The organism is Pseudoalteromonas sp. NZS127_1 (assembly GCF_015864295.1).
Lineage (GTDB): Bacteria > Pseudomonadota > Gammaproteobacteria > Enterobacterales > Alteromonadaceae > Pseudoalteromonas > Pseudoalteromonas arctica.
This window is the reverse complement of sequence record NZ_JADYXO010000015.1, coordinates 53,060-71,833: the sequence shown is the minus strand read 5'-3', so window position 1 is coordinate 71,833 and position 18,774 is coordinate 53,060. Positions and strand designations below refer to the sequence as shown.

The 18,774-nt window shown below is 40.4% G+C and carries 12 protein-coding genes; 10 read left to right on the top strand and 2 right to left on the bottom strand.

Annotation, left to right across the window (positions count from 1 at the left end; translation table 11 throughout):
* Positions 1–4: 4 nt before the first annotated feature.
* Positions 5–4,462 (bottom strand): glutamate synthase large subunit, encoded by a 4,458-nt coding sequence (gltB, locus tag I6F50_RS13895; RefSeq protein WP_165740299.1) that lies wholly within the window; start codon positions 4,460–4,462, stop codon positions 5–7.
* 699 nt (positions 4,463–5,161) lie between these two features.
* On the opposite strand from gltB, the gene I6F50_RS13890 reads away from it, so the two are divergent.
* The 6 genes from I6F50_RS13890 (at position 5,162) to I6F50_RS13865 (ending at position 12,471) form a co-directional block, all read left to right on the top strand.
* Positions 5,162–6,415: an efflux RND transporter periplasmic adaptor subunit gene (locus tag I6F50_RS13890; RefSeq protein ID WP_165740301.1), complete on the top strand. Its 1,254-nt coding sequence runs from the start codon at positions 5,162–5,164 to the stop codon at positions 6,413–6,415.
* 42 nt (positions 6,416–6,457) lie between these two features.
* The gene (locus I6F50_RS13885) at positions 6,458–7,168 is read left to right on the top strand and encodes an ABC transporter ATP-binding protein (RefSeq protein ID WP_004335374.1); all 711 of its coding nucleotides are present in this window, start codon (positions 6,458–6,460) and stop codon (positions 7,166–7,168) included.
* Positions 7,169–7,171: 3 nt separating this feature from the next.
* A complete protein-coding gene (locus tag I6F50_RS13880) occupies positions 7,172–8,485 on the top strand; it encodes an ABC transporter permease (protein WP_165740303.1) in 1,314 nt (437 codons plus the stop codon).
* Positions 8,486–8,496: 11 nt separating this feature from the next.
* A complete protein-coding gene (locus I6F50_RS13875) occupies positions 8,497–9,705 on the top strand; it encodes an ABC transporter permease (protein WP_165740305.1) in 1,209 nt (402 codons plus the stop codon).
* A gap of 121 nt (positions 9,706–9,826) precedes the next feature.
* Positions 9,827–11,158, top strand: a complete 1,332-nt coding sequence (locus tag I6F50_RS13870) for a sigma-54 dependent transcriptional regulator (protein WP_197176499.1) — start codon at positions 9,827–9,829, stop codon at positions 11,156–11,158.
* Positions 11,158–12,471 carry a PAS domain-containing sensor histidine kinase gene (locus I6F50_RS13865; protein ID WP_024607682.1) on the top strand — a complete coding sequence of 438 codons (1,314 nt, stop codon included), beginning with the start codon at positions 11,158–11,160 and terminating at the stop codon, positions 12,469–12,471. The genes I6F50_RS13870 and I6F50_RS13865 overlap by 1 nt, the downstream gene beginning before the upstream one ends.
* A 90-nt stretch (positions 12,472–12,561) precedes the next feature.
* Here the strand turns inward: I6F50_RS13865 and I6F50_RS13860 are convergent, their stop codons facing one another.
* Positions 12,562–12,900, bottom strand: a complete 339-nt coding sequence (locus tag I6F50_RS13860; protein ID WP_004335359.1) for a Grx4 family monothiol glutaredoxin — start codon at positions 12,898–12,900, stop codon at positions 12,562–12,564.
* A 266-nt stretch (positions 12,901–13,166) separates the two neighbouring features.
* Here I6F50_RS13860 and I6F50_RS13855 point away from each other — a divergent pair, with 266 nt between their 5' ends.
* The 4 genes from I6F50_RS13855 to I6F50_RS13840 all read left to right on the top strand — a co-directional run bounded on the left by I6F50_RS13855 (position 13,167) and on the right by I6F50_RS13840 (position 18,730).
* Positions 13,167–13,748, top strand: coding sequence for a superoxide dismutase (locus tag I6F50_RS13855; protein ID WP_002960323.1), 582 nt, complete (start codon positions 13,167–13,169; stop codon positions 13,746–13,748).
* A gap of 210 nt (positions 13,749–13,958) precedes the next feature.
* The gene (locus I6F50_RS13850) at positions 13,959–15,881 is read left to right on the top strand and encodes a PrkA family serine protein kinase (protein WP_197176497.1); all 1,923 of its coding nucleotides are present in this window, start codon (positions 13,959–13,961) and stop codon (positions 15,879–15,881) included.
* Between the two features lie 31 nt (positions 15,882–15,912).
* Positions 15,913–17,196 (top strand): YeaH/YhbH family protein, encoded by a 1,284-nt coding sequence (locus I6F50_RS13845; RefSeq protein ID WP_165741448.1) that lies wholly within the window; start codon positions 15,913–15,915, stop codon positions 17,194–17,196.
* A 19-nt stretch (positions 17,197–17,215) separates the two neighbouring features.
* A complete protein-coding gene (locus I6F50_RS13840) occupies positions 17,216–18,730 on the top strand; it encodes a SpoVR family protein (protein WP_197176494.1) in 1,515 nt (504 codons plus the stop codon).
* The last annotated feature ends 44 nt before the right edge of the window (positions 18,731–18,774 follow it).

Genomic DNA, 18,774 nt, shown 5'->3' with positions numbered 1-18,774 from the left:
CCCCTTATTGCGCCTGAACACGTAGTTCGGCACTACTGCGAGCGCGATGCCCGAGTAAACTTTTTACGTCGCTTGATATTGGTTTTACTAATTTGAACATAGGTAAGTACAATTCAAAGTTAGCTAAAATACTTTCTGCACGGCATGAGCCAGTAAGCTCTAAATGCTCAGCAATTAAACCGCGTAAATGCTCTTGATGCGATGTTAATTCATCCAGCGTTACTATTTCTACTAGCTCTGGATTAATGCGTTTTTCAAAATCATTTCGCTCATCTAAAATATAAGCAAAACCACCGGTCATACCCGCACCAAAGTTAACACCTACATTACCAAGTACACATACAACGCCGCCCGTCATGTATTCACAACCGTTATCACCTACACCTTCAACAACCGCTTGCACACCTGAGTTCCGAACTGCAAAGCGCTCGCCTGCACAACCTGCAGCAAACAGTTTACCGCCTGTTGCACCGTATAAACATGTGTTGCCTGCAATTGTGGCTTTGTGACTTTCGAACGACGAGCCAAGTGGTGGACGAATAACTAACTTGCCACCCGCCATGCCTTTACCTACGTAATCGTTTGCATCACCAACCAATGTCATTTCAAGGCCGCCGGCATTCCACACACCAAATGATTGACCCGCAGTACCGTGTAGTTCAATTACTACAGGGTCAGCCGCCATACCTTGGTTGCCATATTTATCAGCAATATAGCCAGAAAGCATTGCACCTACCGATCTGTCCGTATTACAAATACGACTTACTAGTGAAATACCGCTTGAAGCATCAATTGCGTCTTGCGCCTTAGCTAGTAGGCTCTCATTAAGTTTTCCTAAATAATGTGAGCTATTAGGCGCACTACAATAAAGCGTTTCGCCAGTTGGGTTATTAGGCTGAGCAATTACTGAAGATAAATCAATTTTCTTCTGTTTTGCTGTTTTGCCTTCAATTGCTTCAAGCAAATCTAAACGACCGATTAAATCAGTTAAGTTTACAACACCCAAGCTTGCCATGATTTCACGTGCTTCTTGCGCTATAAACTTAAAGTAGTTCATCGCCATTTCTGGTAAGCCGTGGTAATGCTTTTGACGAAGTGTTTCGTCTTGTGTTGCAACACCGGTCGCACAGTTGTTTAAATGGCAAATTCGTAAGTATTTACAACCAAGCGCAACCATTGGGCCGGTACCAAAGCCAAAACTTTCTGCACCTAAAATTGCCGCTTTAATTATATCTAAACCCGTTTTTAAGCCACCATCTGTTTGCAAGCGAATACGATGACGCAGTCCATTTTCAACAAGAGCTTGCTGCGTTTCTGCAAGTCCTAGCTCCCATGGGCTACCTGCATATTTAACTGAAGTAAGTGGGCTTGCGCCTGTACCACCATCATAGCCAGAAATAGTAATTAAATCGGCATACGCTTTAGCAACACCCGTTGCAATGGTTCCTACGCCTGGTTCTGAAACCAGTTTTACAGAAATTAGCGCTTTAGGGTTTACTTGTTTCAAATCGAAAATTAGCTGCGCTAAATCTTCAATTGAATAAATATCGTGATGTGGTGGTGGCGAAATTAACGTAACACCGGGAACCGAATAACGAAGTTTAGCAATGTATGGAGTTACTTTTTCACCCGGTAATTGACCGCCTTCGCCTGGTTTTGCACCTTGCGCTACTTTAATTTGAATAACGTCAGCACTGCGTAAATAATGCGGCGTTACGCCAAATCGACCTGAAGCAACTTGTTTAATACGCGAGTTTTTCTCGGTACCATAACGCAGCTTATCTTCGCCGCCTTCACCAGAGTTTGAACAACCGCCTAAGCGGTTCATTGCAATTGCTAGAGCCTCATGCGCTTCTGGCGATAATGCACCAATACTCATTGCTGCTGAATCGAAACGCTTGTATAGGTTTTCTGCAGGCTCTACATCATCGATGCTAATGCCTTGCTCTGGAATTTTAAGCGCAAGCATGTCACGTAAAGTGGCAATAGGACGCGTATTAACAAGTTTTGCATATTCACTGTAATCACTATATTCACCAGAACGAACTGCTTTTTGCAGGGTTTGGATTACATCAGGATTATAAGCATGATACTCGCCGCCATGTACGTACTTAAACAAGCCGCCGTGGCTTAATAATTTACGCTTACTTAGAGCGAGTTTGTGTAAGCTTTGCTGATCGTCATCAAAGTCGGTAAAGCATGCGCCCTGTATGCGACTTGCCACACCTTTAAAGCACATTTGTACAATAGCGTCAGATAAACCAACCGCTTCAAACAACATTGAGCAGCGATATGACGCAACCGTACTTATGCCCATTTTAGACATGATTTTGTATAAGCCCTTGTTAATGGCTTTACGGTAAGCAAGAGTTACTTCGCAATACGACTTATTAATAATTTTGCTGTCGCTCATCGCAACTAACGATTCATACGCAAGGTATGGATAAATTGCCGTAGCACCAAAGCCTAATAACACAGCAAACTGATGCGCATCACGCACGCTACCGGTTTCAATGATAATGTTTGATTCACAGCGAAGATTGTTATCAACTAATCGTTTTTGTACCGCACCTACAGCCATAGCTGCTGGAATCGGCAAATTTGCTTCATTAAAGTTACGGTCAGTTAAAATAAGCATTATACAACCAGCGGCTGCTTTTTCTTGTGCTTGGTCACAAATACGCGTTACCGCATTTTCTAAACCTTCTTCAACTGTGTAGGTAATATCAATTTTACAGTAGCTGTAATGCGCTTCATCAGCATTTAATAGCTGCTGCATGTCTGCGTACATTAAAATTGGCGTATCAAACTGTAGGCGCTTAGCGTGGCCTGTTGTTTCGTTAAATACGTTTTGCTCACTACCAATACATGTCGCAAGTGACATTACATGATTTTCACGCAGTGGATCGATAGGTGGGTTTGTTACTTGCGCAAATTTTTGGCGGAAGTAATCATAAAGCGAACGATGCCCTTCACTAAGCACTGCAAATGGCGTGTCATCACCCATTGAGCCGGTTGCTTCTTGGCCGTTTTCACCCATTACACGAATAACGCTATCAAGCTCTTCGTTGGTATAACCAAACATTTTTTGATATTTAGCTAGCGTTTCGTCATCAAATGAGCGATTACCGGCGTCTTGTTCAGTAAGCTCTTCAAATGGAACTAAACGCTTAACATTCTCCTCAAGCCATGACTTGTAAGGATGGCGAGACTTTAAATCTTGATCGATTTCATCTGAGTGCCAAATTTTGCCAAGCTTAGTATCAATAACTAATAATTCACCTGGACCAACACGGCCTTTTTCAACTACTTCATCGGCAGTGTAATCCCAAATACCCACTTCTGATGCAAGCGTAATAAAGCCATCTTGTGTAATTACATAACGCGCTGGGCGAAGTCCATTACGGTCAAGGTTACAAGCCGCAAAACGACCATCCGACATAACAATACCTGCCGGGCCATCCCATGGTTCCATATGCATAGAGTTAAAGTCGTAAAATGCACGTAAATCGTCGTCCATTGCACGGTTTTTCTGCCATGCAGGTGGTACGAGCATACGCATAGCGCGGAATAAATCCATGCCACCAGCTAAAAATAGCTCAAGCATATTATCTAGGCTTGATGAATCAGAACCGGTTTCGTTTACAAACGGCGCTGCGCTTTGTAAATCAGGAATAAGCGGTGACGCAAACTTGTATGAACGTGCGCGTGCCCACTGGCGGTTACCTTCAATAGTATTAATTTCACCATTGTGTGCTAAATAGCGGAAAGGTTGAGCTAAAGGCCAACGCGGCTGAGTATTAGTAGAAAAGCGCTGATGGAAAACACAAATCGCACTCGTCATACGAATATCAGCTAAATCTAGGTAAAAATTTGGTAAATCTGCAGGCATCATTAAGCCTTTATAGATAGTTACCAAACCAGATAGACTTGCGATATAGAAAGCTTCGTCATCAACAATGCGCTTTTCAGCGCGGCGGCGTGCTACATATAAGCGACGCTCTAAGTCTTTAGAACGCCAACCTTCTGGCGCGCTAACAAAAATTTGTTCAAAACCTGGTAATTGCTGTACAGCAATAGGACCGAGCATTGATGGGTCGGTTGGCACAACGCGCCAACCTAAAATATTTAACGTTTCTTTTTCTAATTCTTCGCTAAGTATTTGTTTTGCAGCTTGCGCTAAAACAGGGTCTGAATTTAAAAATATCATACCCACTGCGTAGTTTTTGCCTAAGTGCCAGTTATGTTCACTAGCAATAGCACGGAAAAAGCTATCTGGTTTTTGTAATAATAAACCACAGCCATCACCTGTTTTACCATCGGCAGATATACCACCACGGTGCTGCATGCGATCAAGCCCCGTAATAGCAGTACGAATAAGCCTATGACTAGCTTGACCATTAACTTGAGCTATTAAGCCAAAGCCACAATTTTCTTTTTCTAACTTTGAGTCGTATAACATAGACCCCTCCCCTTGCTGCACTGTTAGCGTGGATGAACTGCTCGACGATTTGCTAACAGACGGACAAAACTAGCCTCTATCTTAAATAGAGTCAATAGCACTTTGAATACATATTCACATTCTTGAATATTTCTCACTTCATAGCAAGATTTCTTTTTATCATTATTTTTAACATTTAGCGTTATTTTAACCACTATTTTTTCATGACACTGGTGTCAAGTTTAACATATTGTAAAAAACACAAGCATTCAGCGTGCCAGCTTACGTAAACGTAAAGGCAACCGAAAGTGAATAAGTATTCAACACTAGAGGGGCTATTCAGTTAACATTTAGATAGTTTTATGCTATTTCATTACTTTAATGGCTTAACATCCCCGATTATTGCTGCTCATTAGTATAGTTATGAAAGTTCATGTCATTTTTTGTACGTTAATAGTGAATTTTTATTTAAAACTATGTCCGATGCGGACACATAAACTGTCCGCGGACATGAATTTCAATAACAAAAAAAATAAAATCACTTAAATATCAATAAGATAATGGTTGGCATATTAATCGTATAGCTTTATATATAATCGCTAATTGGAATTACTATGTTTACTCTAAGCTTATTTTTACTCTCTCCTATTGCCGCTATTTGCACAGCAGCTTTATTACTGCTGTGCGAAAAATACATAAAAGCAATTTAGGGGAAATTAAATGATTAAAGATACCAGCGCACAAGACATACAAGTAAAGGCACCTATAAGCTATAAAAAATACGCGATAATCACTGCGATTGTTTTCATTGTGGTCTCTGCAATTGCTTATATTTTTTTAACGAGCCATAGCGCTAAAAGCTCTATTAGCCGCTCAAAAGTACAGATTGCAAAAGTACATGTTAAAGCGCTCATTCGAGACATTGCCGCCAGTGGTAAAATTGTTGCTGCTAATGCTCCTAAAATCTACAGTCCAGAACGGGGATTTATAGATTTAAAAGTAAAGGCCGGCGATACAGTAAAGCAAGGCAACACACTTGCCCTGCTGCAAAGCCCTGAGTCAACTAATGAATTAAAGCAACAGGAGTCTGTACTTAAAAGACTTGAAGGCGAGCAGCAAAGGCAGCATTTGCAAGCAAGACGCCAAACACTCACTTTAAATAAAACACTCGATATGGCGCAAGTTGAGCTTAACGCCGCTGAGCGCGAAAATCGTCGCGCACAGTTATCAATACAAAAGCACTTAATTAGCCAAATTGATCTAGAAAAAGCAGTTGATGATTTATCCCGAGCTAAGCTCTCCTATAAGCATGCGCAGCAAGAGGTATTGCTTGCCAAAGACACGCTCGCTTTTGAACTACAAGCTGCTAAAAGTGATGTGACCCGCCAACAACTTATTGTTGATGACTTAATCCGAAAAGTAAGCAACCTATCTATTAAGGCTACCGTTACAGGGATCGTGGGTAACCTATTAGTGCAACAAAAAGCCGCAGTGACGCAAAGCCAACCTCTTATGACTCTCGTCGACTTAAGTAATTTTGAAGCCGAACTCCAAGTTCCTGAAAGTTACGCAAACGAATTAGGGCTCGGTATGGAAGTAGAGCTTAAGTTAGGCAATGAAACAGTGATGGGGAATTTATCCGCCATATCACCAGAAGTTAATAATCGTGAAGTAACAGCACGCGTCCGGTTTAAAGGTGTTACTAACAACATTCGTCAGAACCAACGCTTAACTGCACGTATTTTACTCGACAACCGAGAAGGTGTAATGCAAGTAAAGCGTGGTGCATTTATGCAACAAGGCGGAATTATAGCTTATAAAGTCGATGGCAATATCGCAAAGCGTATACCTATTACAATAGGCGCCACCAGCATTAATGCGGTTGAGCTTTTAAGTGGACTAAAAGAAAACGATGAAATTATTATTTCAAGCTACAGCGACTTTAAGCAAGCCAACACGATTTTATTAAATTAAACAGACGTTCTCAACCAACGCTAAAAATAATTAGGAACAACGATGTTACAAATGAACAATGTAAGTAAAGTATACCAAACAGAAATGGTACAAACCCATGCGCTTCGAGATTTTAATCTGCAAGTAAACGAAGGCGAATTTATTGCTGTTACTGGTCCTAGCGGCTCAGGAAAAACAACCTTTTTAAATATTGCAGGTATGCTCGAGCCTTTTAACGAAGGTGAATACCTGCTGGATGGCGTTAATGTTGGCAGCCTAAACGATAACCAACGTGCTGATTTACGTAATCAAAAAATTGGCTTTATATTCCAAGGCTTTAATTTGATCCCCGATTTAAATTTATATGAAAACATAGAAGTTCCTCTTCGCTACAGAGGGATTAAAGCAAATGAGCGAAAACGTCGAATTGAGCAATGCCTTGAACAAGTTGGTTTAGCATCTCGCGCTAAACACTTACCTCAACAACTCTCTGGTGGCCAGCAACAACGTGTGGCAATAGCCCGTGCGCTTGCTGGTGAACCTCGTTTTTTACTTGCCGATGAGCCAACAGGTAACCTTGACAGCTTAATGGCTCGCCAAGTTATGGAGTTACTTGAACAAATCAATCGCGACGGTGCCACTATTGTAATGGTAACTCATGATAGCGAATTAGCCCGCCGTGCTCCGCGTAATATTCAAGTAGTTGATGGACAACTTGCCGACTTTACGCTTTATCAGGGCGCGCAAACTATAAAAACAGCATCGGGGGTTTAACTAATGTTTATTCATTATTTAGATTTAAGTTGGCGCAGCTTCAAGCGCACCCCATTGGTTAGCTTTTTAATGGTACTTGCCATTGCGATAGGTATAGGCATAACAATGACCAGCCTTAGTGTTTATCACATGATGTCGGCCGATCCTATTCCAGAAAAAAGCAGCCAACTTTACAGTGTGCAATTACAAACAATGGACGATGGTAGTACGTGGTGGACAGAAGATAACATGCCACTGCAATTGACCTATCAAGATGCAGAGAACTTATTAAACGCACCCACGTCAGAGAAAAAAGTGGCTATGATGCGTACCGGCTTTTCAGTTTATTTAGACTCCGACAAAATAAAACCTTTTATAGGTAATGCTCGCATGACAACGCCTGACTTTTTTAGCATGTTTAATTTGTCATTTCTATACGGAGGGGCTTGGAGCAAAGAGCAAGAAAACTCAGCCGCACCTGTGGTTGTTATTACCCAAGAGATAAACGATAAACTATTTGCAGGACAAAACTCCGTCGGAGAACTGATTTACTTAGATGATGCAAGCTATCAAGTAGTTGGTGTTATTAACCATTGGCCTCTCAATATTAAATATTATGATTTAAATAACGGTGCATTTAATCAAGTAGAAGAATTATTTATGCCCTTTAGCTTAATAAAGGCAAAAGAGCTCGTAAGTTGGGGCAATAGCAATGGATGGAAACACGAAAATACACCAACCTTTGCAGATAAACTGCAATCTGAGCAAGTATGGATCCAGTTTTGGGCAGAGCTAAATACGCTTGAACAAAAACAAGCCTATCAAAATTACTTATTAGCCTATATGCAAGAACAACAAAAACGTGGTCGATTTAATCGTAAAGAACTTGAGTATAAACTTCGCGATGTAAACCAATGGATGCAATACAACAACGTCGTCACCGAAGACAATAAAATTTTAGTGGGCCTGAGCTTTATGTTCTTAGGTGTCTGCTTAGCCAATATTTTAGGTTTACTTTTAGCCAAGTTTTTACGCAGAGCGCCAGAAGTAGGTGTAAGACGCGCATTAGGCGCTAGTAAAAGGCAAATATTTTTACAGCACTTAGTTGAGGTCGCCATGCTTGGCTTTATAGGTGGCATGCTAGGAATTGTACTAGCACAACTTGGCTTAATGGGCGTAGTGCAAAGCTACGACTACTATGAAAACTTAGCAACAATGGATTTGACCATGCTATTGAGCGCCCCATTGATTGCAATTACAACCTGCATTTTGGCTGGTTTGTACCCAGCTTGGTTAGTGTGTAAAACCAATCCTGCTATTTATCTTAAGAGCCAATAAGGAATTTAACAATGTTAGAAATAAAACCTATATTTAACGCCTTATGCCGCTCAAAGGTGGGCGCTGTATTACTGCTAATTCAAATTGCAATTACCACAGCTATAGTCAGTAATGCTGCATTTATCATTCAAGACAGAATTAGCTATTTAAATCAAGAAACGGGCTACCCTGAGCAAGATATATTTAAGTTTAATGTAATGACCTTTGGTACTGATATTAACTTAAGCCAGCAGTTTGAGCTTGATGAAAGCATGCTTAGAAAAATGCCAGGCGTAGTTGATGCCGCATTAAGCAGTAGTATCCCGCTATCAGGCAGTGGCAGCGCTTCGAGCTTTAATTTACAACCCGCTCCACAAGAAGGCCTAAGTGTAAGAACTGCTTATTTTTTTATAGATGACCACGCAATTAATACCTACGGCGTTAACTTAATTGCAGGGCGAAACTTTACCGAAGATGAAGTGCTAGTTACAAACGAAATTACACAAAAGCGCACCAACGTCACTATAGTCACTAAAGCCTTACTTGATGAGCTCTACCCTGATGGAGATGGTTTAGGAAAAATAGTTTATTTTGGTGACCTACCACTTAAAGTTATTGGCGTGATCGGAAACATGAAAGGCCCGTGGCTCAAAGACAGTAAACCCGATAATCTTGCGTTTATTCCTTATATTAAAGCAGCAAGTTATGCACAAGTTGCCGTTCGTACAGAGCCTGGTCAGCGAGCAGCTGTAATGAAAGAAATAGAAAATGCCATGCTCGAAAATTACAGCAAACGCGTTATTAATAACATTAAAGGACTTGATGAATTAAAAAATGAGTATACCGCTAAAGACCGCCTCATGATGCGCATGCTCATAGTATTAATCACTATTTTAGTGCTTATAACCGCTCTCGGTATTTTTGGCTTAACCTTATTTAATATTAGCAAACGTACTAAGCAAATTGGCACACGCAGAGCACTTGGTGCAAGAAAGTCAGCTATTGTTAGCTACTTTTTAGTAGAAAATGCATTAATTTGTAGCCTAGGTTTAGCCTTAGGTGTGGTAACAGCAATACTACTTGGGAAAATGTTAATGCAGTATTTTTCTGTAGCCGCACTACCGCCAAGCTATATAGCCGTTACCGCCATTGTCGTATTATTAATGAGCTTACTTGCGGTATTAGGGCCGGCTAAACGCGCTGCTAATATTTCGCCCAGTATCGCAACTCGCACAATTTAACCTAGAATCCGCTTGAGGTAGATTTATTATCCAGAGTTTAGGTTACTAAATCATGTAAAAATCACTATGCTACACTGATTAGTAAGGCAGTGTAGCCATTAAAAAATTATAAAAATAACCTATGACTCATAAAATACTCATTGTTGATGATAACCAAGCAGTACTCGATGCACTTTCATTGTTGCTCGAGATCCACGACTTTTCGGTAGTGACTGCAACAAACCCGTTTGATGCTCTGCAAATAGTTCGCTATCAGCGAATTGAGCTTGTAATTCAAGACATGAACTTTACCAGCGACACAACCTCTGGCGAAGAAGGTAAAACGTTGTTTTATGAACTACGAGAAATAAACCCACACCTCCCTATTATACTTATTACAGCCTGGACCGAACTTGCTACCGCTATTGAGCTTGTAAAAGCCGGTGCTGCCGATTACTTACCAAAACCCTGGGATGATGCAAAACTACTAGTTTGTATCAGTAACTTAATAGAGCTAGGCAGTGCTAAAAAAATAGTGGCGACACATAATCGCCATCAACAAGAGCGTGAAGGTACATTTAAAAGCGCAGACCTTGCCGGGCTAATATTTAAAAGCACGGCTATGGAACGACTGGTCACTATGGCGCTACAAGTAGCTAAATCTGATATATCTGCATTAATTACAGGCCCTAATGGAAGTGGTAAAGAGTGCATTGCGCATATCATTCAAAAAAACTCCCCACTTGTATCGCAACCTTTTATTAAGGTAAACGCAGGCGCACTACCACAAGAACTTATAGAAGCCGAACTTTTTGGCGCTGAAGCTGGCGCATACACGGGGATAACTAAACAACGTATTGGTCGATTTGAAGCAGCTGATGGCGGTACGTTATTTTTAGATGAAATTGGTAATTTACCACTCTCAGGACAAATAAAATTACTACGCGTAGTACAAACCGGCGAGTTTGAACGTTTAGGCTCAACACAAACACAAAAAGTAAATGTGCGGGTTATATCGGCCACTAACGAAAACCTGCTACAAGCAATTGAACAAGGTCGATTTAGGGAAGACTTATATTATCGCCTTAATGTAATTGAACTCAATGTGCCTGCCCTTAGCGAAAGGCAAGATGATGTTTTAGCACTTATTAGCCATTTTTTACCTCACCGAGAGCTGACTATAAACACAGAGCAAGCACTTCAACATTATAAATGGCCAGGTAACGTTCGAGAGCTAGAAAATGCTTGTAAACGTGTAGCGGTGCTAAAACCAACAGGTGCGCTTACAGTCGATGACTTTGCACTTTCGTCATCGGTTACTGCTCAACAAGAAGCAAAAGCAGAACCGACCAAACAGGAAATAGAACACGCAATGCGCGCTCATCAAGGTGTTATAGCCAAAGTGGCCCGTGAATTTGATTTAAGCCGACAAGCTCTTTATCGTCGATTACAAAAAATGGGTATTGATTATTAATGCCAAACATTATTAGCCACTTTACCCTAAGCCAAAAGGTTGTGTTAATTTGCGCACTTTGTAGCGCGCTGCCTGTTTTTATTATTGCCGCACTTAGTGGTTTTGATATGTACTACACTCTGTTTTTAATATTACTAACGCTTGCATTTAGCACCTTGCTTTCAAGAGCTCTCACCAAACCAATAAAGCTTGGCATGCAATCGCTCGAAACCGGGTTGCTTAATTTTAAAGATGGTGAGCTCTCCAGCTTACTAGCGTATAAAAGTAATGATGAACTTGGAAAACTATGCCGACTTTATAATCAAACCGCTAAACAGCTTCGCCAAGAAAAACAATGGATTTACCAGCGCGAGTTAATGCTTGATAAAGTATTGCAAAGCTCGCCGCAAGCGTTATTACTGGTCAATGATAATAATACGGTGGTATTTAGTAATTTAATTAGCCGTAGTTTATTTAATAGCGCAACCCGCCTTGAAGGTATGCAGCTAAGTAAATTGCTCGAAAATTCGCCCCTGCAATTAATAGCAGCTATAGAGCACGGTGTTGATGGCCTCTTTAATATAGAAATAGAGAATCAAGACTCGCAAACTTGGCATTTAGCCACCGGGGAGTTTTTACTCAATAACCAAAAGCATCATTTATATATATTTAAACAATTAACCCGTGAGCTTAGTCGCCAAGAAGTTGCCGTGTGGAAAAAGGTAATACGCATTATCAGCCACGAATTGAATAATTCACTCGGCCCTATGTCGTCCATGTTACACAGCGCACAATTGCTCGCAAATAAAGTTGATGAGCCCCGCCTTGCCCGTGTATTTGCAACTATTGATGAGCGAATTAGTCATTTAACTGAATTTGTACAAGGCTATGGCAAGTTTGCTAAATTACCTCAGCCACAAAAAACACGGATTAACTGGCAAAACACACTCAATAATTTAAAAAATCACTGGCAATTTAGCTACGAAATAAAAAATCCACACAATGAATTACAAGCTGATCAAGCCCAACTCGAGCAGCTGCTCATAAACTTATTAAAAAATTCACACGAGTCAGGCTCCAACTCCAATGAAATACATATTCAGGTCGAATTTGTACCCCAAGCTTGTGTTATAAATGTGAGCGACTGCGGCAAAGGTATGAGCGAGCAAGTAATGGCAAATGCTTTAGTGCCCTTTTATTCTACAAAAAGTACGGGAAGTGGTTTAGGGCTAGCCTTATGCAGAGAAATAGCAGAAGCGCACCAGGGGCATATAAGTTTACATAACAAAATAGAGGGCGGCTTAAACGTACAAGTGAGCCTTCCTTATTCGTAAATTCACAAAAATTAAAAACAACAAAGCCACTTAAAAAGTGGCTTTGTGTTTAAAGAGCTTAATAACCTGAGTTCAGGTTGAGTAATAAAATTACTCTGCGTCAGCTTCTTTATATTTAGCAGCAGTTTCTGTAATTAACGGCTGTAATTCACCGCGTTGAAACATTTCGATAATAATGTCACAACCACCAACTAATTCGCCATCTACCCATAATTGCGGGAATGTTGGCCAATTTGCGTATGCTGGAAGCTCAGCACGAATGTCTGGATTAAGTAAAATATCAACGTATGCAAATGGTTCACCACATGACATTAACGCTTGCGATGCTTGTGAAGAAAAACCACAATTTGGTAATTTTGGTGACCCTTTCATGAAAAGGATTATTGGGTTTTCTGAAATTTGCTGTTTAATTTTATCAATGGTTTCCATCTACAACCTCAAAGTAACGATAGCTAAATATATTTAGGTCTTGAAAATAACTCATCGTGACCACAAATATATAACTTAAAATGGGCAAATAAAGCCGCAATTGAAATAGTCTTTCGCAATAGCATTGCTGTTTGCTTAAACTTGAGTAAAATACTCAACAATTATAGTAACACTATATTACCGCTTGGTATAGGTAACTGCTCTGTTTCAACAGGCATTACGTATTACCAAATGGACTATCAACCAAAGAAGATGGAGATAAAAAAATGGCATTTGAACTACCGTCACTACCATATGCAATCGACGCACTTGAGCCACATATTTCAAAAGAAACACTAGAGTTTCACCATGGCAAACACCACAACACTTACGTGGTTAAGCTTAATGGTTTAATCCCTGGTACTGAGTTTGAAAACAAATCTCTAGAAGAGATCGTATGTTCATCAGAAGGCGGCGTATTTAACAACGCAGCACAAATCTGGAACCATACTTTTTACTGGAACAGCTTATCTCCAAACGGCGGCGGCGAGCCTACTGGCGCAGTTGCTGATGCAATCAACGCCAAATGGGGTTCTTTTGATGCGTTTAAAGATGCATTAAATGACAAAGCAGTAAATAACTTTGGTTCAAGCTGGACGTGGTTAGTTAAGCTTGCTGATGGTTCACTAGACATCGTTAATACATCTAACGCTGCTACACCATTAACTGATGATGGCGTTACTCCAATCCTTACAGTGGATTTATGGGAACACGCTTACTACATTGATTACCGTAACGTTCGTCCAGATTACCTTAAAGGTTTTTGGTCGCTTGTTAACTGGGAATTCGCGAACGCTAACTTCGCTTAATTAGCCTTTAAACGCTAATGTAAAAAAGACGCTTAGGCGTCTTTTTTTGTTTCTTGTTTATCACACCCAAGCGCCTCATCATTTAATAAAACACTTTTAGTAACATGATCTTTTTTCACTTAAATTTTTAATTTTATTGCACAAAAATACAGATTCGTGACTAGACTTTAAAAGGTAAGCACCTTTTTACAGCGGGTTTCGGAGGTTATTATGACGATTTTTGAGCATTACCAAGCACGATACGAAGCGGCACAGGAAGAAGAATACAGTATCGCTGAATTTCTTGAGATTTGTAAAACCGATAAGTCTGCCTACGCCAGCGCACCAGAACACCTACTCATGGCAATTGGCGAACCAAACATGGTAGATACCGCAACGGATGCACGACTAAGCCGGTTATTTTCTAATAGAGTAGTTGCACGCTACCCTGCCTTTGCTGATTTTTATGGTATGGAAGACGCCATTGAGCAAATAGTCTCTTATTTAAAACACGCAGCCCAAGGGCTTGAAGAATGCAAACAAGTGCTTTATTTACTTGGGCCTGTTGGTGGGGGTAAATCATCCATTGCTGAAAAACTAAAATATTTAATGCAACAAGTGCCTATTTATTCAATTAAAGGCTCTCCGGTAAACGACCATCCTCTTGCATTATTTGACCCAATAGAGGACGCCGACGTACTTAAGCAAGAATACGGTATTAAACCGCGCTACTTAAAAACCATTATGTCCCCTTGGGCTGGCAAACGCTTAAAAGAATTCAATGGTGATATTAGCCAGTTTAGAGTGGTTAAGCGCTACCCCTCAATTTTAAACCAAATAGGCATTGCCAAAACCGAACCAGGAGATGAAAACAACCAAGATATTTCGGCGCTAGTGGGTAAGGTCGATATTCGCCAGCTTGAGCACTTTGCCCAAAACGATCCTGATGCATACGCCTACTCTGGCTCTTTATGTTTAGCTAACCAAGGGCTGATGGAATTTGTAGAAATGTTTAAAGCACCTATTAAAGTGCTGCATCCTTTACTTACCGCAACACAAGAGGGTAACTACAACGGCACAGAAGGCATTAGTGCTCTGCCCTTTAATGGCATGATCCTCGCTCACTCTAATGAATCTGAGTGGCAAACTTTTAAAAACAATAAAAACAACGAAGCATTTTTAGACCGTGTTTATATTGTAAAAGTACCTTACTGTTTACGTGTAACTGAAGAAATTAAAATTTACGACAAATTACTTGAGCACAGCGAGCTATACAACGCGCCATGCGCACCAGGTACACTTAAAACATTGGCGCAATTTACGACGCTATCACGTTTAAAAGAGCCAGAAAATTCAAGTATCTATTCAAAAATGCGGGTATACGATGGCGAAACTCTAAAAGACACCGACCCTAAAGCAAAATCGTATCAAGAGTACCGTGATTACGCAGGTGTTGATGAAGGCATGACGGGGCTCTCTACTCGCTTTGCGTTTAAAATTTTATCCCGCGTGTTTAACTTTGATACCACTGAGGTTGCTGCAAATCCGGTGCATTTGTTCTATGTGCTTGAGCAACAAATAGAGCGCGAACAATTTTCAAGCGAAATAGAAGAGCGCTATTTAAGCTTTCTAAAAGGCTATTTAATTCCGCAATATGTAGAGTTTATAGGTAAAGAACTGCAAACCGCTTATTTAGAATCGTATTCAGAATACGGACAAAACATTTTTGACCGTTATGTTATTTATGCAGACTTTTGGATACAAGACCAAGAATATCGCGACCCTGATACGGGACAACTATTTGACCGTGAGGCACTTAATGCCGAACTTGAAAAAATAGAAAAGCCAGCAGGTATTTCTAACCCTAAAGATTTCCGTAATGAAATAGTGAACTTTGTATTGCGTGCCCGTGCGCACAACAACGGTAAAAACCCACTATGGACAAGCTACGAAAAACTACGCACGGTTATTGAGAAAAAAATGTTCTCTAATACCGAAGATTTGCTCCCCGTAATTTCGTTTAATACTAAAACGTCTGCAGAGGATCAGCAAAAGCACGAAGACTTTGTGAACCGTATGGTCGAAAAAGGCTATACACAAAAACAAGTTCGCTTGCTTTCTGAGTGGTATTTACGGGTTAGAAAATCGCAATAACCTTCATAGTCGTAGTATATAGGAGGTCAATATGGCGCATTTTATAGATAGGCGTTTAAACGGAAAAAATAAAAGTACGCTTAATCGCCAGCGCTTTATTAGGCGCTATAAAAAGCAAATTAAAGAAGCGGTTTCAGATGCGATTAACAAGCGCAGCGTTACCGATTCAAGCTCTGGTGAGAGTATTTCTATTCCACAGCGCGATATCAGCGAACCCACGTTTCATCAAGGGCAAGGCGGGAATAGAGAACAAATTCACCCTGGTAACGATCAGTTTTCTACAGGTGATAAAATTGAGCGCCCTACAGGCGGACAAAGCGGCGGTGCCGGTGAAGGTGACGCCAGCGATTCGGGCGAAGGGCAAGATGAATTTGTATTTTCGATATCAAAAGATGAATACCTTGATTTACTGTTTGAAGATTTAGAACTTCCTAACTTACGAGAGAACCAGCTTGATAAGTTAGTGCAAATGAAAACCCATCGCGCAGGGTTTTGTAGTGATGGTATGCCTAGCAATATTGATATTGTCCGCTCATTACAAGGCTCGCTTGCACGGCGTGTTGCCATGAGTGCAGGTAAAAAACGCCGTTTAAAAGAGCTCGAAGAACAACTTGCTCTGCTGCTTGCTGGTCCACATAACGATAAAGCGGCAATTGCTTTATTACAAAAAGAAATTGCAGCATTAAAAGTGCAAATTAAGTCGGTTCCATTTATTGATAACTACGATTTACGTTTTCGTAATTACGAAAAGCGCCCTCACCCCACCAGCAAAGCCGTGATGTTTTGTATTATGGATGTGTCAGGCTCAATGGATCAGCCAACAAAAGACATGGCAAAGCGTTTTTATATTTTGCTCTATCAATTTTTAACGCGCAGCTATAAAGACATTGAAGTTGTTTATATTCGCCACCACACACAAGCAAAAGAAGTAGACGAGCAAGAGTTTTTTTATTCCCAAGAAACTGGCGGCACTATTGTTTCAAGCGCTCTTAAATTAATGAACGAAATAATAAAAGAGCGTTACCACGCAAATGAGTGGAATGTATACGCCGCACAAGCCTCTGATGGCGATAACTGGGCGGACGACACCCCGCAGTGTGGTGAAATTTTACGTAATAAGCTCTTAAGCGCAGTACGCTATTTTGCTTATATTGAAATAACCACTCGTGCTCATCAAAGCCTATGGCGCGAATATGAATCTATAACACACAGCCATAATAATTTCGCCATACAGCATATTCAAAGCGTTGAAGATATTTACCCAATTTTTAGGGAGCTATTTAAAAAAGGTCGTCAACAGCAAAACTCTGCATAGCCAAAAGCGAGGTAGCATTATGAATGATAAACGATTGAGTGATGGCCCAGATTGGACCTTTGATTTATTAGATGAGTACCAAGGTGAAATTGCCCGTGTTGCAGCTCACTACAGGTTAGACACCTACCCTAATCAAATTGAAGTGATAACCGCAGAGCAGATGATGGATGCTTATTCAAGCGTTGGCATGCCTATTGGCTACAGCCATTGGTCTTACGGTAAAAAGTTCATTCAAACAGAGCAAAATTATAAGCGCGGACAAATGGGTCTTGCTTACGAAATAGTGATAAATTCAGACCCTTGTATTGCGTACTTAATGGAAGAAAATACCTTACCTGTGCAAGCGCTTGTAATGGCGCACGCATGTTACGGACATAACTCATTTTTTAAAGGTAATTACTTATTTAAAACCTGGACCGATGCTGGCTCAATTATTGATTACTTGGTATTTGCTAAAAACTACATAAGCCGCTGTGAAGAAAAGCACGGTATTACACAAGTAGAAGCCCTGCTCGACTCATGTCATGCATTAATGAATTACGGAGTGGATCGCTACAAACGTCCACAACAAATATCGTTATTTGAAGAACAAAAACGCCAACAAGAGCGTGAAGACTACCTTCAATCGCAAGTAAATGAATTATGGCGGACTATTCCTGAGCAACAGCAAGAAACCAAAAAGAAAGTACGCCATTTTCCTTCTGAACCCCAAGAAAATATTTTGTATTTTATTGAAAAAAATGCCCCATTACTCGATTCTTGGCAACGTGAAGTTATACGTATTGTTCGTAAAATTTCGCAATACTTTTACCCACAAAAACAAACTCAAGTAATGAACGAAGGCTGGGCAACATTTTGGCATTACACCATCCTTAATCACTTATATGATGAGGGAAAGCTCACCGACTCTTTCATGTTAGAGTTTTTACAAAGCCATACCAACGTAGTTTATCAGCCACCTTATAACAGTAAATATTATTCAGGCATTAACCCATATGCTTTAGGCTTTAATATGATGGTGGATATTCGCAGAATATGTGAACACCCAACTGAAGAAGATAAACGCTGGTTTCCTGAATATGCAGGCAGTAATTGGCTAGATACACTGCATTTTGCAATGGAAAACTTTAAAGATGAGAGTTTTATTAGCCAGTTTTTATCGCCTAAGTTAATTCGTGATTTTAAATTATTTACTATTATTGATCATACTAATAATCCCCATTTAGAAATTGGCGCAATACATAACGACAACGGCTATAAAGCTGTAAGAGAAGCGCTCTCAGCGCAGTACAACTTGAGTAATCATGAGCCTAACATTCAAGTATATGACGTTGATATTAGAGGTGACCGTTCACTAACCCTACGCTACGTACCTCATAACAACATTCCTTTAGCAAACTCGCACGAGGAAGTACTTAAGCATCTTTACAGGTTATGGGGCTTTAAAGTAAAACTAGAGAAAGAGTCAAATTCTGGTGAGGTTTCAATGATTGGTCAATGCCCAATAGATGACTCTCGACACACAACACAATAATGAAGAGCAATAAAATTTTCATACTGATTGGGTTTGCTCAGCAG